Origin of the sequence: Mesorhizobium hunchu (genome assembly GCF_040081975.1) — a bacterium.
Taxonomy (GTDB): domain Bacteria; phylum Pseudomonadota; class Alphaproteobacteria; order Rhizobiales; family Rhizobiaceae; genus Mesorhizobium; species Mesorhizobium hunchu.
Genome location: NZ_JBEBMG010000010.1, coordinates 65,001 through 86,768, shown reverse-complemented (window position 1 = coordinate 86,768; position 21,768 = coordinate 65,001). Strand labels below are relative to the sequence as shown.

At 64.8% G+C, this 21,768-nt stretch carries 24 protein-coding genes; 20 read left to right on the top strand and 4 right to left on the bottom strand.

The annotated features are described in order from the left end of the window. The first annotated feature begins 33 nt into the window (after positions 1-33). The 9 genes from ilvN to ABMA46_RS16975 all read left to right on the top strand — a co-directional run bounded on the left by ilvN (position 34) and on the right by ABMA46_RS16975 (position 5,580). Entirely contained in the window at positions 34-606 is a 573-nt protein-coding gene (gene ilvN, locus ABMA46_RS17015; protein WP_349001123.1) for an acetolactate synthase small subunit, read from the top strand. Between the two features lie 165 nt (positions 607-771). Beyond that, entirely contained in the window at positions 772-1,368 is a 597-nt protein-coding gene (locus ABMA46_RS17010; RefSeq protein ID WP_349001122.1) for a LysE family translocator, read from the top strand. A 45-nt stretch (positions 1,369-1,413) separates the two neighbouring features. Further along, positions 1,414-2,025 (top strand): nitrile hydratase subunit alpha, encoded by a 612-nt coding sequence (nthA, locus tag ABMA46_RS17005; protein ID WP_349001121.1) that lies wholly within the window; start codon positions 1,414-1,416, stop codon positions 2,023-2,025. After that, positions 2,022-2,681, top strand: a complete 660-nt coding sequence (gene nthB, locus ABMA46_RS17000) for a nitrile hydratase subunit beta (protein WP_349001120.1) — start codon at positions 2,022-2,024, stop codon at positions 2,679-2,681. Before nthA ends, nthB begins: the two co-directional genes overlap by 4 nt. After that, positions 2,668-3,042 (top strand): nitrile hydratase accessory protein, encoded by a 375-nt coding sequence (locus ABMA46_RS16995; RefSeq protein ID WP_349001119.1) that lies wholly within the window; start codon positions 2,668-2,670, stop codon positions 3,040-3,042. Before nthB ends, ABMA46_RS16995 begins: the two co-directional genes overlap by 14 nt. 47 nt (positions 3,043-3,089) lie before the next feature. Further along, positions 3,090-3,632, top strand: coding sequence for an NADPH-dependent FMN reductase (locus ABMA46_RS16990; protein WP_349001117.1), 543 nt, complete (start codon positions 3,090-3,092; stop codon positions 3,630-3,632). Between the two features lie 124 nt (positions 3,633-3,756). Next, positions 3,757-4,020, top strand: coding sequence for a type II toxin-antitoxin system VapB family antitoxin (locus tag ABMA46_RS16985; protein WP_349001116.1), 264 nt, complete (start codon positions 3,757-3,759; stop codon positions 4,018-4,020). Continuing rightward, entirely contained in the window at positions 4,020-4,406 is a 387-nt protein-coding gene (locus tag ABMA46_RS16980; RefSeq protein ID WP_349001114.1) for a type II toxin-antitoxin system VapC family toxin, read from the top strand. Before ABMA46_RS16985 ends, ABMA46_RS16980 begins: the two co-directional genes overlap by 1 nt. A 46-nt stretch (positions 4,407-4,452) precedes the next feature. Continuing rightward, entirely contained in the window at positions 4,453-5,580 is a 1,128-nt protein-coding gene (locus ABMA46_RS16975) for an ATP-dependent DNA helicase (RefSeq protein WP_349001112.1), read from the top strand. Positions 5,581-5,853: 273 nt separating this feature from the next. Here the strand turns inward: ABMA46_RS16975 and erpA are convergent, their stop codons facing one another. Then, complete coding sequence (erpA, locus tag ABMA46_RS16970) at positions 5,854-6,201, bottom strand: iron-sulfur cluster insertion protein ErpA (protein WP_349001110.1); 348 nt, start codon at positions 6,199-6,201, stop codon at positions 5,854-5,856. A gap of 122 nt (positions 6,202-6,323) precedes the next feature. On the opposite strand from erpA, the gene ABMA46_RS16965 reads away from it, so the two are divergent. The 9 genes from ABMA46_RS16965 to tatC all read left to right on the top strand — a co-directional run bounded on the left by ABMA46_RS16965 (position 6,324) and on the right by tatC (position 17,497). Continuing rightward, the gene (locus ABMA46_RS16965) at positions 6,324-7,556 is read left to right on the top strand and encodes a deoxyguanosinetriphosphate triphosphohydrolase (RefSeq protein ID WP_349001108.1); all 1,233 of its coding nucleotides are present in this window, start codon (positions 6,324-6,326) and stop codon (positions 7,554-7,556) included. Positions 7,557-7,763: 207 nt separating this feature from the next. Beyond that, entirely contained in the window at positions 7,764-9,521 is a 1,758-nt protein-coding gene (gene argS / locus ABMA46_RS16960; protein ID WP_349001106.1) for an arginine--tRNA ligase, read from the top strand. Positions 9,522-9,624: 103 nt separating this feature from the next. Beyond that, on the top strand, positions 9,625-12,639 hold the full coding sequence (locus ABMA46_RS16955) for an SPOR domain-containing protein (protein WP_349001104.1): 3,015 nt from the start codon (positions 9,625-9,627) through the stop codon (positions 12,637-12,639). A gap of 121 nt (positions 12,640-12,760) precedes the next feature. Next, entirely contained in the window at positions 12,761-13,777 is a 1,017-nt protein-coding gene (gene nagZ, locus ABMA46_RS16950; RefSeq protein WP_349001102.1) for a beta-N-acetylhexosaminidase, read from the top strand. 201 nt (positions 13,778-13,978) lie between these two features. Further along, positions 13,979-14,776, top strand: a complete 798-nt coding sequence (locus ABMA46_RS16945; protein WP_349001221.1) for a segregation and condensation protein A — start codon at positions 13,979-13,981, stop codon at positions 14,774-14,776. After that, a complete protein-coding gene (scpB, locus tag ABMA46_RS16940) occupies positions 14,773-15,513 on the top strand; it encodes an SMC-Scp complex subunit ScpB (RefSeq protein WP_349001100.1) in 741 nt (246 codons plus the stop codon). Before ABMA46_RS16945 ends, scpB begins: the two co-directional genes overlap by 4 nt. A 136-nt stretch (positions 15,514-15,649) precedes the next feature. After that, positions 15,650-15,883, top strand: a complete 234-nt coding sequence (locus ABMA46_RS16935) for a twin-arginine translocase TatA/TatE family subunit (RefSeq protein ID WP_349001098.1) — start codon at positions 15,650-15,652, stop codon at positions 15,881-15,883. A gap of 31 nt (positions 15,884-15,914) precedes the next feature. After that, the gene (tatB, locus tag ABMA46_RS16930) at positions 15,915-16,661 is read left to right on the top strand and encodes a Sec-independent protein translocase protein TatB (RefSeq protein WP_349001096.1); all 747 of its coding nucleotides are present in this window, start codon (positions 15,915-15,917) and stop codon (positions 16,659-16,661) included. Then, positions 16,658-17,497, top strand: a complete 840-nt coding sequence (tatC, locus tag ABMA46_RS16925) for a twin-arginine translocase subunit TatC (RefSeq protein ID WP_349001094.1) — start codon at positions 16,658-16,660, stop codon at positions 17,495-17,497. Before tatB ends, tatC begins: the two co-directional genes overlap by 4 nt. Positions 17,498-17,644: 147 nt before the next feature. On the opposite strand, the gene tyrS is transcribed toward tatC, so the two are convergent. Next, positions 17,645-18,898, bottom strand: a complete 1,254-nt coding sequence (gene tyrS / locus ABMA46_RS16920) for a tyrosine--tRNA ligase (RefSeq protein ID WP_349001092.1) — start codon at positions 18,896-18,898, stop codon at positions 17,645-17,647. A 270-nt stretch (positions 18,899-19,168) separates the two neighbouring features. Here tyrS and ABMA46_RS16915 point away from each other — a divergent pair, with 270 nt between their 5' ends. Together ABMA46_RS16915 and ABMA46_RS16910 are read left to right on the top strand one after the other, a co-directional pair. Next, the gene (locus tag ABMA46_RS16915) at positions 19,169-19,903 is read left to right on the top strand and encodes a glycosyltransferase family 2 protein (protein ID WP_349001090.1); all 735 of its coding nucleotides are present in this window, start codon (positions 19,169-19,171) and stop codon (positions 19,901-19,903) included. Then, positions 19,896-20,228 (top strand): lipid-A-disaccharide synthase N-terminal domain-containing protein, encoded by a 333-nt coding sequence (locus ABMA46_RS16910; protein WP_349001089.1) that lies wholly within the window; start codon positions 19,896-19,898, stop codon positions 20,226-20,228. The genes ABMA46_RS16915 and ABMA46_RS16910 overlap by 8 nt, the downstream gene beginning before the upstream one ends. 23 nt (positions 20,229-20,251) lie before the next feature. Here ABMA46_RS16910 and ABMA46_RS16905 read toward each other — a convergent pair whose 3' ends face one another. Further along, positions 20,252-20,896 (bottom strand): FMN-binding negative transcriptional regulator, encoded by a 645-nt coding sequence (locus tag ABMA46_RS16905; RefSeq protein WP_349001088.1) that lies wholly within the window; start codon positions 20,894-20,896, stop codon positions 20,252-20,254. A 184-nt stretch (positions 20,897-21,080) separates the two neighbouring features. Next, entirely contained in the window at positions 21,081-21,755 is a 675-nt protein-coding gene (locus ABMA46_RS16900; RefSeq protein ID WP_349001086.1) for an alpha/beta hydrolase, read from the bottom strand. Between the last annotated feature and the right edge of the window lie 13 nt (positions 21,756-21,768).

The window sequence follows — 21,768 nt, the reverse complement described above, 5'->3', positions numbered from 1 at the left end:
GAAGATTCCGGAACTCAGGATCGAGAGTCAGAGATGAACCCCCACCTTCAACCCACCGGCTCCGCCTATTTCATCGCCAAGGAAACCCAGGTGCCCGAGAGGCACACGCTTTCGGTGCTGGTCGACAACGAGCCGGGCGTGCTGGCCCGTGTCATCGGCCTGTTCTCCGGGCGCGGCTACAACATCGAGAGCCTCACGGTCTCCGAGACCGAGCACGAAAAACACCTGTCGCGCATCACCATCGTCACCAGCGGGACCTCGCACGTGCTGGAGCAGATCAAGCATCAGCTCGAGCGCATCGTGCCGGTCCATGGTGTCGTCGATCTCACCGTCAGGGCCGGGGAATTGGGGCAGGAGCGGCCGCTGGAGCGGGAGCTTGCGCTGGTCAAGGTGGCCGGCACCGGCGACAACCGTGTCGAGGCGCTGCGCCTCGCCGACGCCTTCCGCGCCAGCGTCATCGACGCCAACACCGAGCACTTCATCTTCGAGATCACCGGCAAGGGCTCGAAGGTCGACCAGTTCATCGCCATCATGCGCCCGCTCGGCCTTGTCGAAATCTGCCGCACCGGCGTGGCCGCCATGAACCGTGGGCCGGAAAGCATGTAGGGGGCGGCACCTTCCTTCGGTATGGAGGGGATATTCCCAACTTTCCGCGGGCGTGGTCTCCAACGACATTCATACGGTGTTGGCATAAGCGTCTGGTCCGCAAGGCGACGAGCGGTCGCGGTTTCCTGACGCTGGAGGCCGGCATAATCAACCGGACGGCACTCCATGTCCCTCGACGTCTTCCTCGCGCTGCTGGCCTACGCCTTCGTGACCTCGATCACGCCGGGGCCGAACAATTTCATGCTGCTGAGTTCCGGCGTGAATTTCGGCTTTGTCCGCACGGTGCCGCACATGCTGGGCATCGCCATCGGGTTTCTGGTTTTGTTGCTGGCGGTCGGCTTCGGGCTCGGCGCGGTGCTGACGGCGTTCCCGGCCCTGCACACGGCGCTCAAGGTCGCGGGAAGCGCCTACCTGCTTTATCTGGCCTGGAAGATCGCCACGTCGCGCTCGATGAGCGGCAAAAGCGAGGCGGGTGCGCAGCCTTTGCGCTTCATCGACGCCGCCGCCTTCCAGTGGGTCAACCCGAAAGCCTGGGTGATGGCTGTCACCGCCATGGCCGTCTACACGGACCCGGCGCGGCCGTTCCTGTCGGTCGTGCTGATCGCCGTCGCCTTCGCGCTGGTCAACCTGCCGAGCGTGTCGACCTGGGCCGGCTTCGGTACGGCGCTGCGCGGTTTCCTGTCCGATCCGGTCCGGCTGAAATGGTTCAACATCGCCATGGGCCTGCTGCTGGCGGCGACGCTGTGGCCGATGCTGCGCTGACGGTTGGTTCTTGAACCGCGAAGGCCGTCGCCGTAGTTTTCCGGCATGGCGCACGACCACAATCACGAGCACGACAACGATCTCGATCCTTTCGCCGCGCGGGTGCGGGCGTTGGAGACCATCCTGACCCGCAAGGGACTGATCGATCCTGCTGCCGTCGACGCCATCGTCGATACCTACGAGACCAGGGTGGGGCCGAGAAACGGCGCGCTGGTCGTGGCGAAAGCCTGGAGCGATCCGACCTTCGCCGACTGGCTGAAGCGCGACGCGACGGCTGCCATCGCATCTCTCGGCTTCACCGGCCGGCAGGGCGAGCACATGCAGGCGGTCTTCAACACGCCCGACACCCACAATCTCGTCGTCTGCACGCTGTGCTCCTGCTATCCGTGGTCGGTGCTCGGCCTGCCGCCGGTCTGGTACAAGGCGCCGCCCTATCGCAGCCGGGCCGTCATCGACCCGCGCGGCGTTCTTGAGGAATTCGGTCTGAGACTCCCCGCGGAAACGAAAATCCGCGTGTGGGATTCGACCGCCGAGCTTCGTTACCTGGTCGTTCCCCTGCGTCCCGAAGGCACGGAGGGGCTACCCGAAGAGCGGCTGGCCGACCTCGTCACGCGCGATTCCATGATCGGCGCCGGGCTGGCGAGGCAGCCGGCATGAACGGGCCGCAGGACCTCGGCGGCCAGATGGGTTTCGGGCCGGTCGCGCCTGAAATGGACGAACCATATTTCCATGCCGAATGGGAAAAGCGGGCGCTGGGCGTGACGCTGGCAACCGGCGGGTTCGGCGCCTGGAACATCGACGAAAGCCGCCATGCGCGGGAATCGCTGCATCCGGCCATCTACTATGCGGCCACCTACTATGAGATATGGATCCGCGCGCTGGAGATCCTGCTGAAGCGCCACGGCTTCCTCAGCGATGCGGACCTTGCGGCTGGCGAGGCCGTCGACGCCGCGGCGACGCCGAAGTGCGTGCTCAGGGCCGAAGACGTCGCGGCCACGCTCGCGAAAGGCGGTCCCTGCGACCGGCCGGTTGCCGGCGCGCCGCTGTTCAAGGCAGGCGACAGGGTGCGCGCGAGGAATTTCAACCCCACCGGCCACACGCGCCTGCCGCGCTATGCGCGGGGCAAATGCGGAACGGTCGAGCGCGTCCATGAGGGCTTCGTCTTTCCCGACACCAATGCGCACGGGAAGGGCGAAAATCCGCAGCGGGTCTATACCGTCGTCTTTTCAGGCGGCGAAATCTGGGGCGAGGGCGCCGATCCGACGCTCACGGTGTCGATCGACGCCTGGGAGAGTTATCTTGAAGCCGCCTGAGCCGGAAGGCGGCGTCCCGCCTGACCGGCCGGTCTTCAGCGAGCCGTGGCAGGCGCAGGCTTTCGCGCTGACCGTGGCGCTGCACGAGAAGGGGCTGTTCGCCTGGAGCGAATGGGCCGAGGCGCTTTCGTCCGAGGTGAAGCGCCCCGGCGCCGCGCCTGACGGCAGCGACTACTATGAGCATTGGCTGGCCGCGCTCGAAAAACTGCTGGCAGACAGAGGTGTCGCGGCCCCGGCCGACGTGGCCGAGCTTGCCCGAGCGTGGCGCCGGGCCGCGCAGGCTACGCCGCATGGCAAGCCGATTCTTCTGGAGAACGATCCGGGCGTTCAATGCGTTGAGGATGTCCCCGGTGCCGAATGAGCGCCGGGCACCAGCCTGATATCGACAGCCAAGACAGGAGCCAATCCATGACCAAAGTCGCCGTTCTCGTCGGAAGCCTGCGCAAGGAATCCTTTAGCCGCAAGACCGCAAAGGCCCTGGCTAAACTCACGCCTGAGATGGATTTCGATTTCCTGGATATCGGCTCAGTCTCGTATTTTAATCAGGACCTGGAAGAACATCCGCCGGCGGACTGGGTGTCGTTCCGCGAGCGCATTGCGGCGGCGGATGCGGTGCTGTTCGTGACGGCCGAATACAACCGCTCTGTTCCCGGCGTCCTCAAGAACGCAGTCGACGTGGCCTCGCGGCCCTATGGCAAGGGTGCGCTGCTGGGCAAGCCGGCGGCGATCATATCGACCTCGATCGGCGCCATCGGCGGCTTCGGCGCCAACCATCATCTGCGCCAGTCTCTCGCCTTCCTCGACATCCCGACAATGGCGCAGCCGGAAGCCTATATCGGTAACACCGGAAGCCTGTTCGACGACGCCGGCAACCTCACCAACGATGCCACCCGTGACTTCCTGGCCAAGTTCGGCAAGGCGTTCGCGGCGTTCATCAAGAAAAGCACCTAAGCCGTCGACATCGCCATCTCTGGCCTTGTGAATAACACAACCATATTCAATGTTCTTGTTGTGTTCGGCATTTATGTATCGTATGCTGTTGTGGGATATAACAACTTTAAAGTGATTATACACGATGGTCCTGCACGTTAAGGATGTGGAAACCGATGATCTTGTTAGGCGTTTGGCTTCTGAACGCGGTATCGGCATCACTGAAGCCATCAAGGAGGCGGTGCAGGAAGCACTTCAGTCGGACCGTGAACGTCAGAGTCGCCGTGAAGCTGACTCTCTCGAAGAGCGATTGAAACCTTTGCTGGATCGACTGGACAGGCTTCCGAGGACCGGCTTGAGGGCAGATAAGGCATTCTTTGATGAACTTTGGGGCGAGGCGGCAGATTGATGCATATCGACGCTTCCGTCATCGTTGCGATCCTTGCGAATGAGCCTGATCGGCCTATCTGGATCGATCGCATGCGTACGCCCTACAAATCGACATCGCCGATATCCGTGTTGGAGGCGTCGATAGCCCTGAGTGGTCTAACGGGAAGTTGCATCGCTGCACTTGGTGAGGTTTCGCGATTTCTAGCGCTCGCTGGTATCGAGATATTACCCGTCGGTTCGGATGTCCTACCTGAGATGTGCGTGGCGAGGGACCGCTACGGCAAGGGTACCGGCCATCCGGCCAGGCTCAATCTGGGCGACTGTGTCTCCTACGCTATGGCGAAGAAGGCTGGCGTCCCACTTCTCTACAAGGGCAACGATTTCGCACAGACCGATCTGGCCTGAGCACTTCGCAATTGCCTTTGCCGCCCGAATCCGGTCACACGGTGCGATGGACTTTTCTCCGCAACAGGACGAGGTGCTGAAGGCGGTCGGCCGCTGGCTGAAGGAGGGGCGGCCGCAGGTGTTTCGGCTGTTCGGCTATGCCGGCACCGGCAAGACCACGCTAGCGCGCTACTTTGCCGAGCATGTCGACGGTCAGGTGCAGTTCGCCGCCTTCACCGGCAAGGCGGCGCAGGTGTTGCGCTCGAAGGGCGCCACCAACGCCCGCACCATCCATTCGCTGATCTACCGGCCGCGCGGCGAGGAGGCGATCGAGGACGAGACGACCGGCAAGACCTCCATCAACCCGACCTTCTCGCTCAACCGCCAAAGCCCGATCGCGCGCGCCGCCCTCGTCGTCATCGACGAATGTTCCATGGTGGACGAACAGCTCGGCCGCGACCTGATGAGTTTCGGCACGCCGATCCTGGTGCTTGGCGATCCGGGGCAGTTGCCGCCGATCTCGGGCGGCGGCTTCTTCACCGAACACGAGCCGGATTACCTGCTCACCGAAATCCATCGTCAGGCGCGCGACAATCCTATCATTCGGTTGGCGCTCGACGTGCGCGAGGGCAGGGAATTCATGCGCGGCGACTTCGGCACCGCCCAGGTCATCGGCCGCGAGGACGTGACGCAGGATCTTGTGCTCAAGGCCGATCAGGTGCTGGTCGGCACGAACCGCACCCGCCGCCGCTACAACCAGCGCCTGCGCGAGCTGAAAGGGTTTTCCGCCGACTATCCACAGGCGGGCGACAAGCTGGTCTGTCTCCGAAACGATCCCGCCAAGGGCCTGCTCAACGGCTCATTGTGGAAGGTCATGACCGCCTCGCGCGAGACGGTGAAGCCGGGCATCAACCTGCTGGTCTCGCCGGAGGAGGACGACCCGGACCGCGGCGTCGCCAAGATCAAGCTGTTGAAGGCCGCCTTCGAATCGCCGGAAGAGGAAATCTCCTGGCAGCAGAAGAAGCGCTTCGACGATTTCGACTACGGCTACGCACTCACCGTGCACAAGGCGCAGGGCTCGCAGTGGAACGACGTGGTGCTGTTCGACGAGAGTTTCGCCTTCAAGGACACGCGCCAGCGCTGGCTCTACACGGCCATTACGCGGGCCGCGGAACGGCTGACGGTGGTGCGGTGAGGGGTAGGCTGTCCTGGTTGGAGCTTCGGTAGAGCGGCGATGTTCCGGCATGGATTCCCGGGTCGCGTCCGTCGCTTCGCTCGGACTTGCCCGAGAATGACGAAGGTGGCGTTCGCGCCAATTTCAAATGTACTGGCGGTGAAGTATGCACGTTCGTCATCCTATTGCGGAGCAGGCCGAAGGCCGCTGCGGAGACCATAGGATCCATGCCTGAACGTTTCAGTATTTGACAAAACCCTCAAGCACACGGGAATGGCCCGCTACGGAAGACTCTCAGATCGAAAAACTCGTGCCGCAGCCGCAGGATGCCACCGCGTTGGGGTTCCTGATCTGGAATGACTGGCCCATCAGGTCGTCGACAAAGTCGATCACCGAGCCGCCCATATAGACCAGCGACAGATCGTCGATCAGCACGGTCGCGCCGTCCTTCTCGATAGCAATGTCGCCGTCATTGCGGTCGTCCACCAGGTCGAACGTGTAGGAAAAGCCCGAGCAGCCGCCGCCTTCGACAGCGACGCGCAACGCCGTCTTGCCGGGTTCACCGGCAACGATCTTCGCGATCCGCTTCGCGGCGGCGTCGGTCACTTCGACTTTCATGGCGGTCTTGGCGTCGGCACCCATGGGCGTCACCTTGCATTCGTTCGCCCCTGATAGGTATGAAGCTGCGGCGGTCCAGTCAATGGGACAGGCAAGCGGGATTGGGGGACAGGCAAGCGGGATGGGTCAGCGCCAACCGGAGAAACATGGCTGAGGAACGGCAGGAGAGGGCGGCTCTGGGCGACATCGGCTTCGGCTACCGCCCCCGTGCCGTCTATGCCAGCGACCCGGCGCGCTCACGCGGGCGACTGTGGAACGAGCCGGAGAGCCCAACCCGCACGCCCTTCCAGCGTGATCGGGACCGCATCGTCCACTCCACAGCCTTCCGCCGGCTGAAACACAAGACCCAGGTCTTCATCGCCCATGAGGGCGACCACTACCGCACGAGGCTGACCCACACGATCGAGGTGGCGCAGATCGCGCGCGCTCTGGCCCGCGCTTTGAAGGTCGACGAGGATCTGGCCGAGGCCGTCGCGCTCGTCCACGATTTCGGCCATACGCCGTTCGGCCATACCGGCGAGGATGCGCTCAACGAGAAGATGGCGGACTGGGGCGGTTTCGACCACAACGCACAGTCGCTGAGGATCGTCACGCGGCTTGAGCGGCGCTATGCCGAGTTCGACGGGCTGAACCTGACCTGGGAGACGCTGGAGGGGCTGGTCAAGCACAACGGCCCGCTGGTGGACGCCGCCGGCAACGGCCTGTGTGGATCCCTCCCGCAGGCGATACGCGACTACAACGAACTTCACGACCTCGAACCTTCCACCTTCGCCGGGATCGAGGCACAGTGCGCGGCCATCGCCGACGATATCGCCTACGACACGCACGACATCGACGACGGACTGCGCTCGGGCCTGCTGTCGCTCGACATGCTGGAAGCCTTGGCGCTGCCGGGCGGCGTGCTGAAAGGCGTGAGGGACCGCTACCCGGCGCTCGATCCCGTGCGCACGGGGCATGAGCTGATGCGCCGCCAGATCACCCTGATGGTCGAGGACGTGATCGCCCGCGCGCAGGAGAACCTGGCGCGCCTTCGCCCCGCAAGCGCCGACGAGGCGCGCCGGGCAGGCGAGACCGTCGTCGCCTTCTCGCCGCGCATGGCCGCTGCGGAGAAGGAACTGAAGAGCTTTCTCTACGGCCATCTCTACCGCCATCCCGACGTGATGGCCGTTCGAGCCGAGGCCGAAGGCGTGGTGAAGGACCTGTTCGACGCCTACTATGCCGCGCCGCGCGAAATGCCGGAAGGCTGGCGAGAGGGGCTGGACCGAGCCGAGCCGCGCATCAGGGCGCGCAGCGTCGCCGATTTCCTTGCCGGCATGACCGACACCTACGCGCTCAAGGAGCATCGGCGCTTGTTTGACCGCACGCCGGATTTGGGCTAGGCGCTGCCAGGATTTTCGGTAGGCTTTTCGGCGACGTCATCCCGGAAGCCGCAGCCGAGCGCAGCGAGCGAAGGCTGTCCGGGATCCATTCCGTGGCTTTCGAAGGTTCCGGAATGGATCCCGGATAATCGATCTCCGCTTCGCTCCGCCGATTTCCGGGATGACGCCGCTCTTATGCCTGCCTCGTAGCAGCCAGAGACATATCGCATGAACATCTTCGCCGACTTCACAGCGCGGATCAACAAGACCGTCCAAGGCCTTGGCCTGACGGACAAGGACGGAAACGCGCCGGATCTGTCGCGCATCGCCGTGGAGCCGCCGCGCGACCCGAGCCACGGCGATCTCGCCACCAATGCGGCGATGGTGCTGGCCAAGCCGACAGGCCAGAATCCGCGCGTTCTGGGCGAGAAGATCGCGGAGGCGCTGCGCGCCGACGCCGATGTCGCGTCGGCCGAGATCGCCGGCCCCGGCTTCGTCAACCTTCGGCTGACCGAGCGCTTCTGGCAGGCGCATCTCGGCAACGTTCTGGAGGAAGGCCAAAACTACGGCCGCTCGACGGTGGGCAGGAATGCCAAGGTCAACGTCGAATACGTATCCGCCAACCCGACCGGCCCCATGCATGTCGGCCATACGCGCGGCGCCGTGGTGGGCGACGTGGTGGCCAATCTGCTGGCGTTCGCCGGCTACGACGTGACCCAGGAATACGTCATCAACGACGCCGGCGCGCAGATCGACGTGCTCGGCCGTTCCGCTTTCCTGCGCTACCGTGAGGCACTGGGCGACGACATCGGCGAAATTCCGCCCGGCCTCTATCCCGGCGACTATCTTGTCCCCGTCGGCGAGGCGCTGGCGAAGGAATTCGGCCGCTCGCTGCTGCAGATGCCGGAAGAAGAGTCGCTTGAGATCGTCAAGGACCGCACGGTCGACGCCATGATGGCGATGATCAAGGATGACCTGGCGCTGCTCAACGTCCACCACGACGTGTTCTTCTCCGAGCGCACGCTGCATGCCGACCACGCCAAGGCGATCCGCGCGGCGATCGCCGAACTGACGCTGAAGGGCCATATCTACAAGGGCAAGCTGCCGCCGCCCAAGGGCGAGAAACCGGACGACTGGGAGGATCGCGAGCAGACGCTGTTCCGCTCCACCGAGGTCGGCGACGACATGGATCGCCCGCTCGTCAAGTCCGACGGGTCCTTCACCTATTTCGCCGGCGACGTGGCCTACCTGAAGAACAAGGTGGACCGTGGCTTCGAGGAACTGATCTATGTGCTCGGCGCCGACCACGGCGGCTACGTCAAGCGGCTGGAAGCGCTGGCCAGGGCCGTCACCGACGGCCGCGTCAAGCTCACCGTGCTGCTTTGCCAGTTGGTAAAACTGTTCCGCGACGGCGAGCCGGTGCGCATGTCGAAGCGCTCCGGCGATTTCATCACGCTTCGCGAGGTGGTGGAGGAGGTCGGTCGCGATCCCGTCCGCTTCATGATGCTCTACCGCAAGAGCGACGCGCCGCTGGATTTCGATTTCGCCAAGGTCACCGAGCAGTCGAAGGACAATCCGGTGTTCTATGTGCAGTACGCGTCGGCGCGCTGCCATTCGGTGTTCCGCCAGGCGGCCGAGCAGTTTCCGGGCGAAACCTTCGATCGCGCTGACCTGAAGGCGGCGCTCGCGGCGCTGACCGATGAAGGCGAGATCGGCCTCGTGCGCAAGCTCGCGGAGTTCCCGCGCCTGATCGAGCAGGCGGCCCTTGCGCTGGAGCCGCATCGGCTTGCATTCTACCTCTACGACTTGGCAAGTGCCTTCCATGCGCATTGGAATCGGGGCACCGAGAATCCAGGCTTACGTTTTGTTAAGGTTAACGACCGACAATCGACTTATGCCAGACTGGGGCTGGTGCAGGCTGTATCGGACGTTTTGACGTCCGGCCTGACGCTGATAGGGGCCGATGCGCCCAAGGAGTTGCGTTAGGTTTTACTCAAACACCTGCCACCTTTCGCTCACATTGGTCTGGTAACGGCCAACCCTTCGCGACGTCGCTGGCGTGCGAACGAGTACGAGTTCGGGAACGATTATGGCAGAGAGAAACCAGCTCAAGATCGCCGACCGCCACGGTATCGCCGACGACGATCCATTCGCGGAACTCACCAGGATCATGGGGTTCGATCCGCGCGAGCCGGCACGGCCGCAGGCGGTCGAGCCCGAATTGTCCGCATCGCCCGAGGGCGGCGCGCATGACGATTTCGACATCGATCTCGAAAAGGAACTGATGGGCGACTTCTCGCTCGAGGGCGAAGAAGCAGAGCCTGGTTCTGCCTTTGCCGAGCTTCCTTCGTCGGAACAGTCCGCAATATCCGCCGAGGAGGACGAGGCCAGATCTTTCGCCGACGCCGATCAACCGGCGTTCGATGACGGCATGGATGACGCGGTCGCCGCCTCGCTGGACGAGGATGTCGCTGTTGAACAGGCTGCTGTTGAACAGGCTATTGTCGAGTCTCCCCGATGGGACGACGAGCCGGCCTATGAAGAGACGGCTTATGACGAACCAGCCTACGAGCCGGCTCACGCCGTTTCCGACGAAGCGCGGCGCTCCGCGCCCGAAGCAGGCGTAGCCGAGACGAACGACGCCGAGACGGACGTAGCCGCTGCGCTGGAAGGCACCTGGTTCGAGCCGGTGCTCGATGACGAGGACCAGTTCGCTGCGGAGGACGGGGCCGAAGCGCTCGCCGGAAGCGGCGAGGGGGATGCGGACGAGCCGGCTTTCGACACAAATGCTTTCGACGCGGCCATCGCTGCTGAACCTGACGATCGGCTCACCACCGTCCACATGTCCGATGACGCGCAGGAAGATCTTGCCGACAACCCGGACGCAGTCGCTGCTCATGATTTCTTCGAGGAAGCGGGCTCCTACGAGCCGGCCTCTTACGAACTCGCGTCCTATCAGGCGTCCGAAGATCATGAGGCTGATGCGCTGGCCGCTCCGGCGACCGGGACCGGCGATCTGGAAGACCATTTCGACGCCGCTATGGCTGACGTGGACATGGACTTCGAAGCCCGCGAGGCGGATGTCTCCGGCTTCGCGGCGCCCGACGCTCCTGTTTTCGCCGCTGGCGAAGAAGCCGCTTCGGACGATATCGCTTTCGACGAGGATTTTGCTTCCGCCGACTTCGACGAGCCTGTGCAGGCGGCAGCGGCAACGCAGGCAGATCCGGCACCGGTCGAGACGCCTGCTTCGGCGCCTGCGGGCGATACCTCGCTGGAAGACGAGCTCAATGCGCTGCTCGCCAGGATGACGACCCGCCCGGCGATTACCGAACAGCCGGCCTGGCCTCTCGCGACACCGGTGGCCGGCGGGGAACAGTATACGCCCGCTCCGCAACCGGCGGCAGCCGAGCCGCATCCCGCCGAGGACGACCTGCACGCCATGCTGGCGGCCGATCTCGACGCCATGGACTTCGATGAGACGCCGCAGGCTGCCGCCGATTTCGACGCCGAGGCCTTCCACGCCGCGTTGCATGGGCCTGACGAGCCGCAGGTCGAGGAATCGGTTTCGGTTCCGCATGAAGAACCAAGCCGGTTCTCTCAGGTGGCGGCCGCGAGCGCCGCGGCGTTCGCTTCCGCCGTTGCGGCGAAGTCGGGCCGTGCAGCACCGCCTGCGGATGCGCCCGAAATCGAGACCGTCGATGTTCCCGAGCGCGCCGTGGCGCTGGCCGACGACCTCGATATCCCCGACGTTCCCTTCGAGGAGCCGGCAGGCGACAACGCCATGTTCGACGATCTCGAGAACGAGTTCGCCGGCCTGCTCGGGCAGATGAACGATGCCCCCGCGCCGACCCATGCCGCCTATCGTGACGACGCCTATGGCGTCGGCTTCAGCCGCGGCGCGATGCAGGCGCAGGCCGGGTCCGAAAACGCCTTCCGGCAGCCTGTCGCGCCGAGCGCGCAGGCGGCCTTCCACCCGGCAGCGGCCGGGTTCGCGGCCGATGAGATCGCTTCCGGCGGTTCGGCGCAGGAGAACGACCCCTTCGCGGTCGACGACCTGGCCTATGATCCGGACGATACGGTCGCGCTGTCCGGCATGGCGGACGACGAGCAGGCGCGTCAGCCACGGCGTGGCTTGCTGATCGCCGGTATCGTCTGCGCGGTCGCCGTGGCCGGCGGGCTGGGCGCGCTGGCGTTCTCCTTCGGCGGCGGAGGCAGCAGCGATGCGCCGGCTCTGGTCAAGGCGGACAACCAGCCGATCAAGGTCAAGCCGGAAAATCCGGGCGGAACCGTGATCCCCAACCAGAACAACAAGGTTTACGACGCGATGGCCAAGGGCATCCAGCCGGCGGCGCCGAGTCAGCCGAAGCTGGTTACCAGCAATGAGGATCCGGTCGATGTGAACGCCGCGGCACCGCAGAGCCGCGTTGTCGACCTGTCCGGGTCGCAGGACGAGGCTACCGTCGGGAAGTCAGAGGACCGGATTGCGCCGACGGCGCAGGACGACAGCCAGACCGCCGCGGCCGACGTGCCGGTGGTGACGCCGCGCAAGGTGCGCACGATGATCGTCAAGCCGGACGGTTCGCTGGTGCCGCGCGAGGATCCGACGCCGCAGGTCGCGGCGTCCGAGCCCGCCGACCCCGCGCCGCAGCATGTCGGCGCGAACGACCAGACGGGCACCGTGGCGACCGCAGATGCCGGCGAGAGCGCGCTCAAGCCTGCGAATGCCGGCGCTGACGTGACCACGCCGAAGATGGCGCCGATCGCGCCGCAGCGGCCGTCCGACCAGCCCGTCGACGTCGTCGGCGAGGTCAAGCCGGATCAGGTGGCCTCGCTCGACACGACGGCCTCCACCGCGCCGGCCGGCGAATGGTCGATGCAGATCGCCTCGCAGCCGACCGCCGAGAGCGCCCAGTCGACCTACAATGACCTGTCCCGTCGCTACGGCAGCGTGCTCGGCGGCCATGGCGTCAATATCGTCAAGGCCGATATCGCCGGCAAGGGAACGTTCTATCGCGTGCGGGTGCCCACCCAATCCCGCAACGACGCGATCAAGCTGTGCGAGAGCTATAAGGCCGCGGGCGGTAACTGCTTCGTCTCGAAGTAAGATCGGTAGCAAAGAAATCCGAACGGCGCGGGGCGACCCGCGCCGTTTTGCTTGAGGAGACCGGTGTCATGCCTCTTGCCACTGGATTCCCTTTGCTCCTCCAACGCTCTAGAATCCTCCGATGAGCGAATCACAAACCGTCATTCTCGGCTGCGCCGGCAAGTCACTCACCCGCGAGGAGGTCTCGTTCTACCGAAGCGAGATGCCGTGGGGCTTCATCCTGTTCGCGCGCAACGTCGCCGAACCCGAGCAACTCGGCGATCTGGTCGCGCATCTGCGCGACTGCGTGGGCTGGAACGCGCCCGTCTTCATCGACCAGGAGGGCGGGCGGGTGCAGCGTCTGCGCCCGCCGCTGGCGCCGAACTATCCCGCTGGCGCGGCACTTGGCGCGCTCTATCGCGATGACGAGGAGGCCGGCCTGCGCGCCGCATGGCTGCTGTCGCGCCTGCATGCCCTGGACCTCTCCCGCTATGGCATCAGCGCCGACTGCCTGCCGGTGCTGGACGTGCCGGTGGAGGGCGCCAGCGACGTGATCGGCCAGCGCGCCTACGGCAAGGAGCCGAAGATCGTCGCGGCCCTCGGCCGCGCCGCCGCAGAGGGATTGATGGCGGGCGGGCTGCTGCCGGTGATGAAGCATATTCCCGGCCACGGCCGCGCCACCGCCGATACGCATCTCGAACTGCCGACGGTGACGGCGTCGCTCAAGGACCTGCGCGACCACGATTTCGCCCCCTTCGAGGCGCTGAACGACCTGCCGGTCGCCATGACCGCGCATGTCGTCTACCAGGCGGTCGATCCGGCCAATCCCGCTACCACGTCCGGCAAGGTGGTGGACGAGGTCATCCGGGGCATGATCGGCTTCGACGGACTGCTGGTCAGCGACGATACATCGATGAAGGCGCTTTCTGGGGATTTCCCGACAAAGGCCGCGTCGATCCTTGCGGCCGGCGTCGATATCGTCCTTCACTGCAACGGCGACATGGACGAGATGCGCGGCATCGTCTCGCGGGCAAAGCCGCTGGAAGGGGTTTCCAGGGCGCGCGCCGAGCGGGCGCTGGCTTCGGTCAAGGCGGCTGACGACAGCCGCGAAGCCGATCTGCGCGCCGAGTTCGCGGAGTATTTCGAAGCGGTCGCCTGAGGGCGCCAGAGCATCGGACCGAAAAGTGGAATCCGGTTTTCGGGAAGATCCGATGCTCAAACAAGGAGATGGATTGCCACTTTACACCCGCTAGGGTGCCTGGCGATCCAAGGCAGAGGACGTCGAGTGGCGGAAACGTCGGGCAAGGAAACGGCGCAGGCACGGCAGGTCAAGGCCTCGTCGGCTGACCGCGCCATGCCGATGGACCGGCTGTGGGCCGAGAACGACGACGACCGCGCCACCGGCGAGCCCGAACTCGTCGTCGACGTGGCGGGCTTCGAGGGGCCGCTCGACCTGTTGCTTCATCTGGCGCGCAACCAGAAGGTCGATCTGGCCCGCATTTCCATCGTGGCGCTGGCCGAGCAATATCTCGCCTTCATCGCGCGGGTGCGGGCGATGCGGCTGGAACTGGCCGCGGATTATCTGGTGATGGCGGCCTGGCTGGCGTTTCTCAAGTCCAAGCTGCTCATCCCCAAGCAGAAGGACGAAGAGGGCGAGAGCGGCGAGGAGATGGCGGCGGTGCTGCAATTCCGTCTGCGCCGCCTGGAAGCGATGCGCGATGCCGCCGCGCGGCTGGTCAACCGCAACCGCCTCGGCCGCGACGTCTTCGCGCGCGGCATGCCGGAAATGGTCATCGTCGAGAAACGCAACGAATATTCGGCGTCGCTCTACGATCTTCTGTCCGCCTATGCCCAGCAGCGCCAGCGGCTGGCGGTCTCGAACGTCACCATCGCCAAGCGCGGCGTCTGGTCGCTCAAGGATGCGCGCGCCGTGCTCACCCGCCTCGTCGGGCAGCTTGCGGACTGGACGGCGCTGGACGCCTTCCTGATAGACTATCTCGCCAATCCGGAAGAAAAGCGCACGGCGATCGCATCGTCCTTCGCGGCGACGCTCGAACTCGTGCGCGAGGGGGCGCTGGAAGTGCGCCAGCAGGAGGTTTTCGCGCCGATCTATCTGCGCGGCCGCAACAGGACCAAACCCGTCGAGGTGACATCATGAGCGACAGCGTCGGCGCTTCGGTGGTTCCTTTCGTCACCGGTGAGGATGACGAGGAGGCCGGCCCGCGCAATCCCGCCGAGAGGCTTCATCTGGCCGAGGCGATGCGCATGGCCGAGGCGATCGTCTTCGCCAGCGCCGAGCCGGTCAGCGACAGGCAACTGGCGCAGCGCCTGCCGGACGGCATCGACATTGCCGCCGCGATGGCCGAATTGCAGCAGGTCTATGCCAGACGCGGGGTCAATCTCGTGCGGGTCGGCGACGCCTGGGCCTTCCGCACCGCGGGCGATCTCGCCTTCCTGATGAGCCGCGACTCCGTGCAGCAGAAGAAACTGTCGCGCGCCGCGCTCGAGGTGCTCGCTATCATCGCCTACCACCAGCCGGTGACGCGCGCCGAAATCGAGGATATCCGCGGCGTCGAAACCTCCAAGGGCACGCTCGACACGCTGCTGGAGACCGAGTGGGTGCGCATGCGCGGACGCCGCAAAACGCCCGGCCGGCCCGTCACCTACGGCACGACGGAGAATTTCCTCGACCATTTCGCGCTTGAGGAAATCCGCGACCTGCCGGGCATGGAGGAACTGAAGGGTGCCGGCCTGCTTTCGGCGCGCATGCCTTCCAATTTCTCCATTCCGCTGCCGCCTGCCGATCCCGACGACTTGACGGAAGACGAGGACCCGCTGACCGATATCGACCTCGAGGAGCTAGGCCTTCTGACACCCCGCGTCACGGAAGAGTAAGGCCCGCCTGTTTTTTGCATTGCCGATTGGCGCGCACATGCGGCATATGGACCGAAAGTCTGTCGCGGTTCTGTTTGAAACCGGCTACGAAAACGCATAGATCAACGGTTGGGAAACCGCTCGGGAGAAATTCGGTATGGGTTCGTTTTCGATTTGGCACTGGCTTATCGTGCTGGTGATCGTGCTTCTGGTCTTCGGCCGGGGCAAGATTCCGGAACTGATGGGCGACATGGCCAAGGGCATCAAGAGCTTCAAGAAGGGCATGGCCGACGATGACGACGACGATGTCGTCGATGCCGGCAAGCGTACCGTCGAGCACCGCGCCGACGAGACCGTGACCGCTCCGCGCGAGAAGGCCACCAAGAGCTGAGCCGGTAGCGGCGCTTCGGGAATAGACGGCCATGTTCGAAGTCGGCTGGACCGAGATGCTGGTGATCGCGATCGTCATGATCGTGGTCGTCGGGCCGAAGGATTTGCCCAACATGCTGCGCACCATGGGCCGGATGGCCGCGAAGGCGCGCGGCATGGCCAATGATTTCCGGCGCCAGTTCGACGAGGCGCTCAAGGAAGCCGAACTCGACGACGTCAAGAAATCCGTCGACGAGTTGCGCGGCCTCAACCCGATGACGCAAGTGCGGAAGCAGCTCAATCCGTTCGAAAAGGCGGCGGCCGACCTGCGCGCCGGCGTCGAAAACACCATGAAGCCGAAGCCGGCGACGCCGCCGGCGGTGGAAGCCGCGGACGCGCCCGCGACGCCCGCCGAGCCGTTGAAGAACGGCGCGGCCGACATGCCGGGCGTCTCCGGTCCGCAGGCCATGCCGGAGGCGCCGGCCTTCACGACCGTGAAATCGGCCTCGGGCACCGCCCCTGCGGCCAAGGCCGCACGCAAGCGCGTCGCGTCGGCAACGAAAGCCTCCAAAGCCGCGGCGACGGCGAAGGCCGTCGCCGGTTCATCTGCCAAGGCGTCCGCCTCCAGGACCGGCGCTGGCGCCGCGGGCAAGGCCAAGGGTGAGGCGTCCAAGAGCAAACCGGCCAGCGCGGCGGCCAAGACCGTAAGGGCTGCGTCGGGATCGGCGAAATCGGCAAGCGCCAAGCCAGCGTCGCCCGCCAAATCCGCTGCCGCCAAGAAGACGGCGAGGGCCAAGTGAGCGTATCCGAGCGCGACCGCGAGGAGATCGAGAAGTCGTCGGCGCCGCTGATCGAGCATCTGATCGAACTGCGCCGCCGCCTGATCTGGTCGATAGGCGGCTTCTTCGTCGCCTTTCTCGTCTGCTTCTTCTTCGCCAGAAAACTGTTCAACCTGCTGGTCGTGCCGTTCAAATGGGCCACGCAATGGGCGCATCTCGATCCGACCAAGGTCGAGCTGATTTACACCGCGCCGCAGGAATTCTTCTTCACCCAGGTGAAGCTCGCCATGTTCGGCGGCATGGTGATCGCCTTCCCGTTGATCGCCACGCAGATTTACAAGTTCATCGCGCCCGGCCTCTACAAGAACGAGCGCAACGCCTTCCTGCCCTTCCTCATCGCCTCGCCGATCCTGTTCCTGATGGGCGCCTGCCTCGTCTATTTCTTCTTCACCCCCATGGTGATGTGGTTCTTCCTGTCCATGCAGCAGGTGGGCTCGGGCGAGAACGTCCAGATTTCCCTGCTGCCGAAGGTGTCGGAATATCTCAGCCTCATCATGACGCTGATCTTCTCCTTCGGGCTGGTCTTCCAGCTTCCGGTGGTGACAAGCCTGATGACGCGCGTCGGGCTGCTGTCGTCCAAGGCGCTGGCGGAGAAACGCAAATGGGCGATCGTGCTGGCCTTCGTCGTGGCGGCCGTGCTGACGCCGCCCGACCCGATGAGCCAGATCGGCCTCGCGCTGCCGACCATCATCCTCTACGAGATCTCGATCTGGGCCGCCCGCATGATCGAGCGCGGCCGTGAGCGCGACCGGCTCGCGCGCGAGAAGGAAGAGGATACGTCGTCAACTGCGGCGTAGATAACCTTCGTCATCCCGGAATGCGCTATCGAGCGAAGCGAGAAGCGGATATCCGGGATCCATTCCGTGATTCCGCAAACGTTCCGGAATGGATCGCGGCTCTCTCCTCATGCCCTCCGGGCATTCGGCAGCGGCCGGGATGACGGGCTATATCGCCCTGACGAGAACGTGTTTTTTCTTGCCGAGGGAAAGCTTTAGCACGCCTTCCGGACTCAAATCCTGAAGCGTGACGGCGCGCCGGTCGTCGGAGACCGGCTGGTCGTTGAGGCGTACCGCGCCACCCTGCACGTGCCGGCGCGCCTCGCCATTGGAGGCGGCCAAGCCAGCCTTCACGAACAGCGCGAGGATGCCGACGCCGGCTTCGAGCTCGGCGCGCGGCATCTCGACCGTGGGCAGGCTGTCGGCGGTGACGCCTTCCTCGAAAGTCTTGCGCGCTGTCTCCGCCGCCTGCTCGGCGGCCTGCCGGCCGTGCAGCAGGGCGGTGATTTCGGTTGCCAGCACCTTCTTGGCCTCGTTGATCTCGGCGCCGTCGAGCGTGGCCAGGCGCGCCACCTCGTCCAGCGGCAGGGTGGTATAGAGCTTGAGGAAGCGGCCCACGTCGGCATCCTCGGTGTTGCGCCAGTATTGCCAGAAATCGTACGGCGACAGCATTTCCGGATCGAGCCAGACCGCGCCCGAGGCCGTCTTGCCCATCTTGGCGCCCGACGAGGTGGTCAGCAGCGGCGTGGTCAGCGCGAACAGTTGCGGCGTGCCCATCCTGTGGCCGAGGTCGATGCCGTTGACGATGTTGCCCCATTGGTCCGAGCCGCCCATCTGCAGCCGGCAGCCGGTGCGCTTGCTCAGTTCCACGAAGTCGTAGGCCTGCAGGATCATGTAGTTGAATTCGAGGAAGGATAGCGACTGCTCGCGGTCGAGCCTGAGCTTCACCGAATCGAACGACAGCATGCGGTTAACAGAGAAATGGCGGCCGACATCGCGCAGGAACTCGACGTAGTTGATCGACATCAGCCAGTCGGCGTTGTTGACCATGAGCGCCTTGCCCGGTCCGTCGCCGAAGGTGAGGTAGGGCGCGAAATTGCGGCGGATGCCGACGAGGTTGGCGTCGATGTCGGCCGGCGTCAATAGCTTGCGCGCCTCGTCCTTGAAGGACGGATCGCCGATCATTGAGGTGCCGCCGCCCATCAGCGCGATCGGCCGGTGACCTGTCTTCTCAAGCCAGTGCAACATCATGATCTGGATCAGCGAGCCGGCATGCAGACTTTTCGCCGTCGCGTCGAAGCCGATATAGGCCGTCACCACTTCCTTGGCGAAAAGGTCGTCCAGCGCGGCATCGTCCGAAGTCTGGTGGATGAAGCCGCGCTCGCTCATGATGCGCAGGAAATCGGACTTGAAGGCGGACATCGTTCTCTACTTTCGGGATGCGGGGCGGCCTCGGCGGCCGCGCTTGTCGTGAATGCGCGCGTTTAGCATTCCGAGGACTGGAATCACAAGGACGGCGGCGCGCATGTCCGAGCAGGAGGCAGCGAACAGGAGGGCGCCCGGGCAGGGCGCTTGCACGGCGATGGCCGCTGGCGTATTGGAACAGCCCGTTGCGGCGGCATGGTGCCGCCGGCTTCGCTCGGACGTGCCGGGCCATCTCGATCGAGCAAAATCCAACAGATTCGAGACGTCATGCCGGACGCGCTGATTTCCATCGTCATTCCCTGCCGCAACGAAGCGGCGAACCTGCCGCTGCTGGTCGACGAGATCGCGGCGGCGATGCAAGGGCGCGCCTTCGAGGTGATCGTCGTCAATGACGGCTCGACCGACGACACCGCCGCCGTGCTGGCGGCTCAGGCTGTCGCGCGTCCGTTCCCGGTCCGCCATATCCTGCACGAAAAGTCCTCCGGCCAGAGCCTTGCCGTGCGCTCCGGTGCCTGGGCGGCGCGCGGCTCCATCGTCGCCACCATCGACGGCGACGGCCAGAACGATCCGCAATACATTCCGGTCCTCGTCGATGCCTTGCTGGCCGCCGGGCCGGAGGCGGGAATGGCACAAGGCCAGCGGCTGAAACGCCGCGACAGCAAGCTAAAGCAGCTCGCCTCGCGTTTCGCCAACTGGTTGCGCAACGCCATCCTGCATGACCGGACGCGCGACACCGGCTGCGGTCTCAAGGCCGTTCATGCCGATATATTGCGCCGCCTGCCGTTCTTCGACGGCACGCACCGCTTCACCCCGGCGCTGGTCATCCAGGAAGGCTTTTCGGTCGTGCATTGCGACGTGGTCGACCGCTCGCGCCGGCACGGTAAGTCGAACTACGGCATCTTCGATCGCGGCCTGCAGGGCGCGCTCGACCTGGCCGGCGTCTGGTGGCTGCGCCGCCGGCGGCGGCGGATGCCGAAGCCGCGGGAGATCGTGCATGACTGACGTTTTCGGCAATCTGGCGAACTGGCTGCACCAGGTCTTCATCGTCCAGTTCGACGGTTGGGTATTGCTCGGTTTCGTCGCACAGCTCTTCTTCACCATGCGCTTCGTCGTCCAGTGGCTGGCATCGGAGCGTGCCAAGCGCTCTGTCGTGCCGATCGCATTCTGGTTCTTTTCGCTGGGCGGCGGCGCGCTGCTTTTCGTCTACGCCATCCAGCGGCGTGATCCCGTCTTCATCGCGGGCCAGGGCATGGGCCTGTTCATCTACATCCGAAATCTGTGGCTGATCGCCAACGAGCGCAAGGCGGCCATGAGCAAGGTGGACTGAACGCCGCAGCTCGACGGCCGAGCTCAGCCCAGGCCGCCGAAACGGCGCACGAGGCTGGCCATTTCGACAGGGCCGGACGCATCGGCCGCAAGGCCTTCGGCGACGCCCGCACGGTCCGCAGCCGGCCGGTTCTGGTTGACCTTCCATTTGCCGTGAAGCTCGTCGATCATGATCTCGATGCCGACGATGCCCTTGAGCTGCGCCGCGATGAAGGCCGGCGGCGCGTCGGTGACCGCCCAGGGCTGGGCGCGGCCGCTTTCATGACGCCCGGTCAACTCAGCGACCTGACGGCCGATCCATTCGGCATCCTCGATCACGCGTGCCCGCCCGCGCGCCTGCACGGTGGCGTAATTCCAGGTCGGAACGACCTTGCCGGTCTCGCGCTTCGTCGCGTACCAGGACGGGGTGATATAACTGTCCGCTCCCTGGAAGACGACCAGGACCGGCATGTTCGGCTGGCTCGCGATCAGTTTCCACTGCGGATTGGCGCGCGCGACATGGGCGCGCAGCCGGCCGTTCGGGCCGATGTCGGCGTCGAGAAGGAAGGGGACTGGATCGGCCACCGGCCCCTCGGCTGTCGCCGAAATCAGCAGCCCGAGCGGATGCGCGCGCATCAGCGCATGCAGCGTGTCGCGATCGGTCTCGATGAAATGCGGCGGTTGATACAAGCCGGCCTCCTTATGAGGACTGTCATCCTATCAGACGCTGTCCCAAATTCTTGAGCCAGATAAGTCGGGAGTCGGGCCATCTATTGAGTTGGTATGCCAGCGCAACGTCATTCCGGGGCCGCGCAGCGGAACCCGGAACGACGTCGTGCTGCCGTAAAGGTTCAGGAACGACGACCCGCTCGTCTTATCTCAGCCGCTTCGGTCGCGGATCGGCCAGTTCTCCGTTGAGGCGCCGGTCGAGATAGTCCGCGCATTCGTCGAGCAGCAGGTCGGCGTCGCTGGAGAAGAAGTGGTTGGCGCCGAGCAGCGTCTTCTGGGTGATGGTGATGCCCTTTTGCGTATGCAGCTTGTCCACCAGGCCCTGTACGTCCTTGGTGGGCGCCACCTTGTCCGAATCGCCGTGGATGATGAGGCCTGAAGAAGGGCAGGGGGCAAGGAAGGAGAAGTCGTAGATGTTGGGCTGCGGGGCAATCGAGATGAAACCCTCGATCTCCGGCCGCCGCATCAGTAGCTGCATGCCGATCCACGCGCCGAAGGAATAGCCGGCGACCCAGCAGCTCTTGGAATCCGGATGCAGCGACTGCACCCAGTCCAGCGCCGCTGCGGCGTCGGACAATTCGCCCGTGCCGTGGTCGAATTCGCCCTGGCTGCGGCCGATGCCGCGGAAATTGAAGCGTAGCGTGGTGAACCCGCGCTTCTGGAACATGTAGAAGAGGTCGTACACGATCTTGTTGTTCATCGTGCCGCCGAATTGAGGGTGCGGATGCAGCACGATGGCGATCGGCGCGCTCTTTTCCTTGGACGGCTGGTAACGGCCTTCCAGGCGACCGGCCGGACCGGCGAAAATGACCTCTGGCATACAAAACTCCACT

What these genes read in the sequence shown, in the direction of transcription:
- ilvN (WP_349001123.1), top strand. Translation starts at nt 34, where the DNA reads ATGAACCCCCACCTTCAACCCACCGGCTCCGCCTATTTCATCGCCAAG.
- ABMA46_RS17010 (WP_349001122.1), top strand. Translation starts at nt 772, where the DNA reads ATGTCCCTCGACGTCTTCCTCGCGCTGCTGGCCTACGCCTTCGTGACC.
- nthA (WP_349001121.1), top strand. Translation starts at nt 1,414, where the DNA reads ATGGCGCACGACCACAATCACGAGCACGACAACGATCTCGATCCTTTC.
- nthB (WP_349001120.1), top strand. Translation starts at nt 2,022, where the DNA reads ATGAACGGGCCGCAGGACCTCGGCGGCCAGATGGGTTTCGGGCCGGTC.
- ABMA46_RS16990 (WP_349001117.1), top strand. Translation starts at nt 3,090, where the DNA reads ATGACCAAAGTCGCCGTTCTCGTCGGAAGCCTGCGCAAGGAATCCTTT.
- ABMA46_RS16985 (WP_349001116.1), top strand. Translation starts at nt 3,757, where the DNA reads ATGGTCCTGCACGTTAAGGATGTGGAAACCGATGATCTTGTTAGGCGT.
- ABMA46_RS16980 (WP_349001114.1), top strand. Translation starts at nt 4,020, where the DNA reads ATGCATATCGACGCTTCCGTCATCGTTGCGATCCTTGCGAATGAGCCT.
- ABMA46_RS16975 (WP_349001112.1), top strand. Translation starts at nt 4,453, where the DNA reads ATGGACTTTTCTCCGCAACAGGACGAGGTGCTGAAGGCGGTCGGCCGC.
- erpA (WP_349001110.1), bottom strand. Translation starts at nt 6,201, where the DNA reads ATGGGTGCCGACGCCAAGACCGCCATGAAAGTCGAAGTGACCGACGCC.
- ABMA46_RS16965 (WP_349001108.1), top strand. Translation starts at nt 6,324, where the DNA reads ATGGCTGAGGAACGGCAGGAGAGGGCGGCTCTGGGCGACATCGGCTTC.
- argS (WP_349001106.1), top strand. Translation starts at nt 7,764, where the DNA reads ATGAACATCTTCGCCGACTTCACAGCGCGGATCAACAAGACCGTCCAA.
- ABMA46_RS16955 (WP_349001104.1), top strand. Translation starts at nt 9,625, where the DNA reads ATGGCAGAGAGAAACCAGCTCAAGATCGCCGACCGCCACGGTATCGCC.
- nagZ (WP_349001102.1), top strand. Translation starts at nt 12,761, where the DNA reads ATGAGCGAATCACAAACCGTCATTCTCGGCTGCGCCGGCAAGTCACTC.
- ABMA46_RS16945 (WP_349001221.1), top strand. Translation starts at nt 13,979, where the DNA reads ATGGACCGGCTGTGGGCCGAGAACGACGACGACCGCGCCACCGGCGAG.
- scpB (WP_349001100.1), top strand. Translation starts at nt 14,773, where the DNA reads ATGAGCGACAGCGTCGGCGCTTCGGTGGTTCCTTTCGTCACCGGTGAG.
- ABMA46_RS16935 (WP_349001098.1), top strand. Translation starts at nt 15,650, where the DNA reads ATGGGTTCGTTTTCGATTTGGCACTGGCTTATCGTGCTGGTGATCGTG.
- tatB (WP_349001096.1), top strand. Translation starts at nt 15,915, where the DNA reads ATGTTCGAAGTCGGCTGGACCGAGATGCTGGTGATCGCGATCGTCATG.
- tyrS (WP_349001092.1), bottom strand. Translation starts at nt 18,898, where the DNA reads ATGTCCGCCTTCAAGTCCGATTTCCTGCGCATCATGAGCGAGCGCGGC.
- ABMA46_RS16915 (WP_349001090.1), top strand. Translation starts at nt 19,169, where the DNA reads ATGCCGGACGCGCTGATTTCCATCGTCATTCCCTGCCGCAACGAAGCG.
- ABMA46_RS16910 (WP_349001089.1), top strand. Translation starts at nt 19,896, where the DNA reads ATGACTGACGTTTTCGGCAATCTGGCGAACTGGCTGCACCAGGTCTTC.
- ABMA46_RS16900 (WP_349001086.1), bottom strand. Translation starts at nt 21,755, where the DNA reads ATGCCAGAGGTCATTTTCGCCGGTCCGGCCGGTCGCCTGGAAGGCCGT.